The organism is uncultured Tenacibaculum sp., from assembly GCF_947499065.1.
GTDB lineage: Bacteria > Bacteroidota > Bacteroidia > Flavobacteriales > Flavobacteriaceae > Polaribacter.
The window spans coordinates 235,355-241,535 of the sequence record NZ_CANMMT010000006.1; the positions used below are offsets into that span (position 1 = coordinate 235,355).

6 protein-coding genes are annotated in these 6,181 nt (G+C 32.7%); 5 read left to right on the forward strand and 1 reads right to left on the reverse strand.

Going from position 1 to position 6,181, the window contains the following annotated elements; all coding sequences use genetic code 11:
• The first annotated feature begins 60 nt into the window (after positions 1 to 60).
• Both ppk2 (Q0958_RS13700) and ppk2 (Q0958_RS13705) read left to right on the forward strand, forming a co-directional pair.
• Complete coding sequence (ppk2, locus tag Q0958_RS13700; RefSeq protein WP_299124011.1) at positions 61 to 918, forward strand: polyphosphate kinase 2; 858 nt, start codon at positions 61 to 63, stop codon at positions 916 to 918.
• 3 nt (positions 919 to 921) lie between these two features.
• Positions 922 to 1,701: a polyphosphate kinase 2 gene (ppk2, locus tag Q0958_RS13705; RefSeq protein ID WP_299124013.1), complete on the forward strand. Its 780-nt coding sequence runs from the start codon at positions 922 to 924 to the stop codon at positions 1,699 to 1,701.
• A gap of 1 nt (position 1,702) precedes the next feature.
• Here ppk2 (Q0958_RS13705) and Q0958_RS13710 read toward each other — a convergent pair whose 3' ends face one another.
• The gene (locus Q0958_RS13710) at positions 1,703 to 2,335 is read right to left on the reverse strand and encodes a hypothetical protein (protein WP_299124016.1); all 633 of its coding nucleotides are present in this window, start codon (positions 2,333 to 2,335) and stop codon (positions 1,703 to 1,705) included.
• An 83-nt stretch (positions 2,336 to 2,418) separates the two neighbouring features.
• Between Q0958_RS13710 and Q0958_RS13715 the strand changes: the two genes are divergently transcribed.
• From Q0958_RS13715 to Q0958_RS13725, 3 genes are all read left to right on the forward strand, one after another.
• Complete coding sequence (locus Q0958_RS13715; protein WP_299124018.1) at positions 2,419 to 2,967, forward strand: Smr/MutS family protein; 549 nt, start codon at positions 2,419 to 2,421, stop codon at positions 2,965 to 2,967.
• A gap of 15 nt (positions 2,968 to 2,982) precedes the next feature.
• The gene (locus tag Q0958_RS13720) at positions 2,983 to 4,122 is read left to right on the forward strand and encodes a cysteine desulfurase family protein (protein ID WP_299124020.1); all 1,140 of its coding nucleotides are present in this window, start codon (positions 2,983 to 2,985) and stop codon (positions 4,120 to 4,122) included.
• Positions 4,123 to 4,478: 356 nt separating this feature from the next.
• The coding region (locus Q0958_RS13725; protein ID WP_299124022.1) for a PA14 domain-containing protein at positions 4,479 to 6,181 on the forward strand (1,703 nt) is incomplete at its 3' end.

Below are 6,181 nucleotides of genomic sequence, written 5' to 3' on the forward strand. Positions count from 1 at the left end.
AATATCGTTTTATTTTAGCAAAACAAGGGTTAAATTATTCATAATTATAATAGTTTTTTAATGAAGGAAAAGGCGAAACTTACACTTGCTGATTTTGAAAGTGTTTCAACAAATGAAGAGTTGTTGAAAGTGATTAAAAAGAAGAAAATTTCTATAGATAAAATAGAAGTTAAGTTAGCTTATGAGAAAGAGTTAAAAGAACTTCAGGTGGAATTGGTGAAATTACAACAATGGATAGCAAAAAATAACAAACGAGTAGCTGTTATTTTTGAAGGAAGAGATGCAGCAGGTAAAGGAGGAAGTATCCGTCGTTTTATGGAGCATTTGAATCCAAGGTCTATGCGCCTAGTGGCTTTAAATAAGCCAACAGATGTAGAAAAAGGGCAGTGGTACTTTCAAAGGTATATTAAAGAATTGCCTAACCCAGGAGAGATTGTTTTTTTTGATCGTAGTTGGTATAATAGAGCGGTTGTAGAACCAGTAATGGGTTTTTGTACTAAAGAGCAGTATAAAACTTTTTTAGTGCAAGTTCCAGAGTTTGAACATATGCTATATGAAGATGGAGTTATAATTATAAAGTTTTGGTTGTCTATATCAAAAGATGAACAATTACGTAGGTTTGATGCACGAAATGATAATCCTTTGAAAAGATGGAAGTTTAGTCCAGTAGATAAAAAAGGTCAAGAGTTATGGGATAAATATACTTATTACAAAAATGAGATGTTTAGTAAAACACATACAACATACAGTCCTTGGATAGTTGTAAAAACAAATGATAAAAAGAAGGCGAGAGTTGAGTGTATACGACACGTTTTGGCTCAGTTTAATTATGAAGAAGAAGAGGAGTCTAAAACGGTATCAAATCCAGATCCTAATATAGTAATGCGTTATTATCGTTCAGCAAATCATTTAGATTAAAATATGGAAAAGTTAACACAAAAAGATGTAGATAAGTTAAATACGAATAGAGGGTTGAAGGCAGTGTTGTCAAAACCTTTTAATTTGGAACGTGCATTACGTTACGTTGATTATGAGCGAAAATTAAAAAAATTACAAGTAGAATTAATTCGTTTGCAAACGTGGGCAATAGATAATAATGAACGAATCATTGTTCTTTTTGAAGGAAGAGATGCTGCTGGAAAAGGAGGGGCAATACGTAGAATTACAGAACGAATTAATCCAAGGCATATGAGGATTGTTGCCTTGCCAAAACCTAATGAAGATCAGAAGTCTCAATGGTATTTTCAACGTTATGTAGAGCAGTTTCCAAAAGCAGGAGAAATAGTGTTTTTTGATCGTAGTTGGTATAATAGAGCGGTGGTGGAGCCTGTGAATGGTTTTTGTACTCAAGAGCAATATCAAATTTTTATGAATCAAGTAAATGATTTTGAAAGAATGATTTTAGAGTCAGGTATTAGATTGGTGAAAATATATATGTCAATTAATAAAAAAGAGCAGGCAAAAAGGTTTAGAGATATTAAAAACAATCCTTTAAAACAATGGAAAATGACACCTGTAGATATGAGAGCGCAGGAGTTGTGGGATGATTATACTGAGTATAAGAGAGCGATGTTTTCTAAAACAAATACAAAAATATCACCTTGGAAAGTGATACGAGCTAATAGGAAAACTATAGCTCGTATTAATGTGATTAACCATGTGTTAAAGAGTATTCCGTATGATAAAAATACCGAAGTCTAAATTATAAATGGTTTTTTATAGTTTCAAAAATATAAAATACCTCACCTGCAATTTGTTTACTTATGTTTAAGTAAGTTTCTTCCATTAAATCTGTGTTATCAGAAATTTTAGGGTCGGTGAAAGGAAGGTGAAATCTAGAGATGGCATCAGGAATAAAAGGACAGTTTTCATCAGCGCTATCACAAGTTGTAATTGCTATATAGGGAAAGCTGTTGCTTGAATGGTCGTATGTCTTTGAAAAACCTAAAATAGATTTTTTTGTTCCTTGAAAAGAAATTAAATAACGAGGGTTCTGATGTGAAAAATCTATGATGTTAAAGTTGAAGCCGGTTTTTTGAAGGCATTTTACAGTATTTCTATGGAAAGCGGTAATTTCTGTACCGCCAGAATAAGTAAAAATATTGTTTAAATTAAAGTATTCTATAGCGTAAAAGCTCCAAACTTGAGCTAGTTGACTTCTTCTTGAATTATGAGTACAAATAAAATTTAAATTAATCTTTTCTCTATCATTAAACTCATCAATAATAGTATGAGCGATGTCATCAATTAAATTTAAGCGATCATTATTAATAATAGTTTCTTTTCGGGCTTCTTCAAAGAAAGTTTTTGTACTAATATTTTTAGTCTTTATCATTTATTTACAGTTCTTTTGTAAAATAGAATTATGTGCAAAAATACACTGTAAAGCTCTTTTGTAGAATTAAGTAAAGGTTAAGAATGTGTTTAGAAATAGGTAATAAAGTGGCGGTTTTGGATGCTGATATTAGAGGATTCGTAATAAAAAAAGAAGGAGACAACTTTTTTATTAAAGATGATGAAGGTATGGAGTATTGTTTTTTAGCTTCTGAATTGGTTAAAGTTGAAGAGGATCAAAATGAGTTGAGTAAATATATTGATATAAATAATCCGTTATTGAAAGCAAAAATTAATCAGAAAACAAAAAACAAGAAATCGTCTTTTGTTAAAGATAAAAATGAAGTAGTTATGGAGGTTGATTTACATATTGAGAAGATTGTAAAGTCGGTTAGAGGAATGGATAAATACGATATTTTGTCAAAGCAAATTCAGTTAGCAAAACAAAAGTTAGAGTATTGTGTGTCAAAAGGAATATCAAAATTGGTGTTGATTCACGGTGTTGGAGAAGGTGTTTTGAAAAGTGAATTACAGTATTTGTTGAATAATTATAATGTACGGTATTATGATGCTTCGTATCAAAAATATGGGCAAGGGGCCACAGAAGTATACATATATAAAAATGTGAATTAATTGTAGTTTTGCAAAATGAAAAATGTTTATTTAGATAATGCGGCAACAACCCCAATGTTGCCAGAGGTTGTGGAGGTTGTAAAGCAATCAATGATGGGGAATTTTGGTAATCCATCGTCTACTCATCAGTTTGGAAGAAAAGCAAAAGCAGCTGTAGAAACGGCTAGAAAAAATATAGCGAAAGAATTTAATGTTTCATCAAATGAAATTTATTTTACGGCAGGAGGAACTGAAGCTGATAACTTAGTTTTGTATAATGCTGTTCTGAATATAGGTGTGACTAGAATTGTGACTTCTAAAATAGAGCATCATGCAGTGTTGCATACAGTTGAGTATTTACAGAAAAGCTATAATATAGAGGTGGATTATGTTGATGTAGATGAAAGGGGGAATATTTCCTTAAGTGGATTGGAAGAAATTTTAAAAAGGTCTAAGGAAAAAACTTTGGTGAGTTTAATGTATGTTAATAATGAAATAGGGAATTTACTGCCTGTAAATGATGTGGTTTTGTTGTGTGAAAAATATCAAGCGTATTTTCATTCAGATACGGTTCAAGCAATTGGGCATTATAAAATTGATTTAAAAAAAACACCGATAGATTTTATTGCAGCAAGTGCTCATAAATTTCACGGCCCTAAAGGTGTAGGGTTTATGTATGTAAAAAAAGGAGTTCCTTTAAAGCCAATGTTGCACGGAGGTAATCAGGAAAAAGGAGTGAGGTCAAGTACGGAGAATGTGCATGCTATTTTAGGTATGGAGAAGGCTTTGAGTATTTCGTGTGAAGGTCTTGAAGGTGATAAGAGGTCTATAGAAGAGGTGAAGAGTTATTTGGCAGGTGAGTTAAAAACTTATTTTAAAGGAGTAGAGTTTAATGGTGAGTCTTCGGATTTGAAAAAGAGTAGTTATACAATATTAAATGTGCGCTTTCCGGTGAATGAAAAGATGTTGTTGTTTAATTTGGATTTGGCTGGAGTTGCAGTTTCTGGAGGGAGTGCTTGTCAGAGTGGAGCAAGTAAAGGTTCGCATGTTTTGAGTGCTTTTTTATCGGAAGAAGAATCAAAAAAAACATCAGTTAGATTTTCGTTTAGTAAGTTGACAACGATACAAGATATAGATTTTGCAATCGAAAAAATTAGAAATAGTCTAAAACTTTAAATAAGCCTTTTTAAGGCTTTTTTTTGTTTTTTAAATAAAAACCCCTATATTTAGAAAAATATTAACTTACATGGTTTTAAAAAGAGAGCTTTTTATTTTGTTTTCTTATTGAAATTTAATTTGTTATTTGTTTTTTCTATAATGTGACTTTTTGTAAAAAAAAGTATCTAAAAATTTGAAAAGTAGTATTTATAATTATCTTTGCACTACTTACAGTTGTCCCCCCAAACTATTAGTATTAATATTTTAAAGTGTTGATATTGTTAGTCTTGGGGATTTAAAAATTCTCAAACATTTTATAAAAAAGATTAAAATTCCCAAATTTTATTTGGGATAAGGATAATATATATAATAATATGAGGAAAAATTACCCCGACACTTCAAAGAATGGACCCCTGTTTTTTGTGTTTTTATTTTTTTTGTTAGTAAATAGTACTTTTGGTCAAACACAAACGATAACTAAGTCTTATTCAGGCCCAACAGTTAGTATAGATGGAACAACTACTACATTACCAGGTATTACTTTCTTAGCTTCAGACTTTCCTGGGAACTGTAATATTGTTATAGAAGATGTTAATGTAAGTATAACTTGGACGAAAACAGATGGTTCATGTGCATTTCCTAATGGAGGGAATTCTTTTCATGGAGAAACTAGATTTAGTATTTCCGCTCCAAGTGGGGGAACAGAAGTTTTAGCTCCTTTAAATACATGGTCAGGAGGAGCTAATATAGGTACAGTAACAACGATTTTTGATGATTCAGCAGTAGGTGCTCCCTCAGGAACTCCAGTTACAGGCACTTTTTTGCCTGATGGTAGCTTATCTAATTATATAGGAAATAGTCCTTTAGGTACATGGAATTTGATAGGGCAGGATAGTGCAGGTCAAGATCCTTTGTGTGTAGAAAGTTATTCAGTTTCTATAACGGTTACAATAGTTGATACGGATTCTGATGGGGTCGCAGATTTTTGTGATTTAGATGATGATAATGATGGAATTTTAGATACTGTAGAGAACAATTGTGTAGGTAGTGTTAGTTATGAATTTTATGACTCTTATCCGGCAACAGATACTGTAGATGATATACCTACATCAGGTGCTTTAGCAACGGGTACTATTTCAAATTTTAATGTAGATAATTTATGGGGCACTCATACACCTGGTGATGATGAGAGATTTAGTGTGCGTTATAAAGCATTTATAACAATTAATACAAGTGGACTTTATACATTTTATACTACTTCGGATGATGGGTCTAAGTTGTTTGTTGATGGAACTGAAGTAGTAGATAATGATGGACCTCATGGTTCTCGAACAAGAAGTGGTCAAATAAATCTTAATGTAGGAGTATATGAGTTTGAGGTTTTGTTCTATGAAAGAACAGGAGCAGAGTCTCTGTCAGTAGAATATCAAGGCCCTTCTATATCTAGACAAACTATACCTTTTAGTCAGTTATCATGTTTCTTGGACACGGATAATGATGGGGTTCCTAATTATTTAGATACAGATTCGGATAATGATGGGTGTTTTGATGCTGTAGAAGGGGATGAAAATGTTGATATAACTAATTTGTCAAGTGGGAGAATAACGGGTGGAGTTGATGCTAATGGAGTCCCTCTTTATGTAAATTCTGGAGGCGCGGGAGATGTAGGAGGTGATCAAGGACAAGGATTAGGTACTAGTGCTACAAGTAACACAAATGCTGTCCCTAATTTGGTAATAACTAATCCAGCAGCGGTTTGTAGTCCAGCTACTGTAGATATAACAGCTAGTGCAATTACTGCGGGGAGTACACCGGCAGCTGGAGGAACATATACTTATTGGACAAATGCAACAGCAACGAATGTATTAGCTAGCCCTAATGCTATTACTACAAGTGGAACGTATTATATAAAATTAGAGTCTGTGACAGGTTGTTATGAAATAGAACCTGTTGTTGTTACAGTAAATTCAAATCCAGGAGCTGCTGTAAACACTACAGCTAACGGAGCAATTTGTGAGGACGATACTAAAACATTAGTAGGAAGTCCAGTAGGAGGAACATGGAGTATTGTCTCAGG

Bases quoted from the DNA above. Each gene is read 5' to 3' on its own strand.
- Q0958_RS13720 (WP_299124020.1), top strand. From the start codon at position 2,983: ATGAAAAATGTTTATTTAGATAATGCGGCAACAACCCCAATGTTGCCA.
- Q0958_RS13710 (WP_299124016.1), bottom strand. From the start codon at position 2,335: ATGATAAAGACTAAAAATATTAGTACAAAAACTTTCTTTGAAGAAGCC.
- Q0958_RS13715 (WP_299124018.1), top strand. From the start codon at position 2,419: ATGTGTTTAGAAATAGGTAATAAAGTGGCGGTTTTGGATGCTGATATT.
- ppk2 (WP_299124011.1), top strand. From the start codon at position 61: ATGAAGGAAAAGGCGAAACTTACACTTGCTGATTTTGAAAGTGTTTCA.
- ppk2 (WP_299124013.1), top strand. From the start codon at position 922: ATGGAAAAGTTAACACAAAAAGATGTAGATAAGTTAAATACGAATAGA.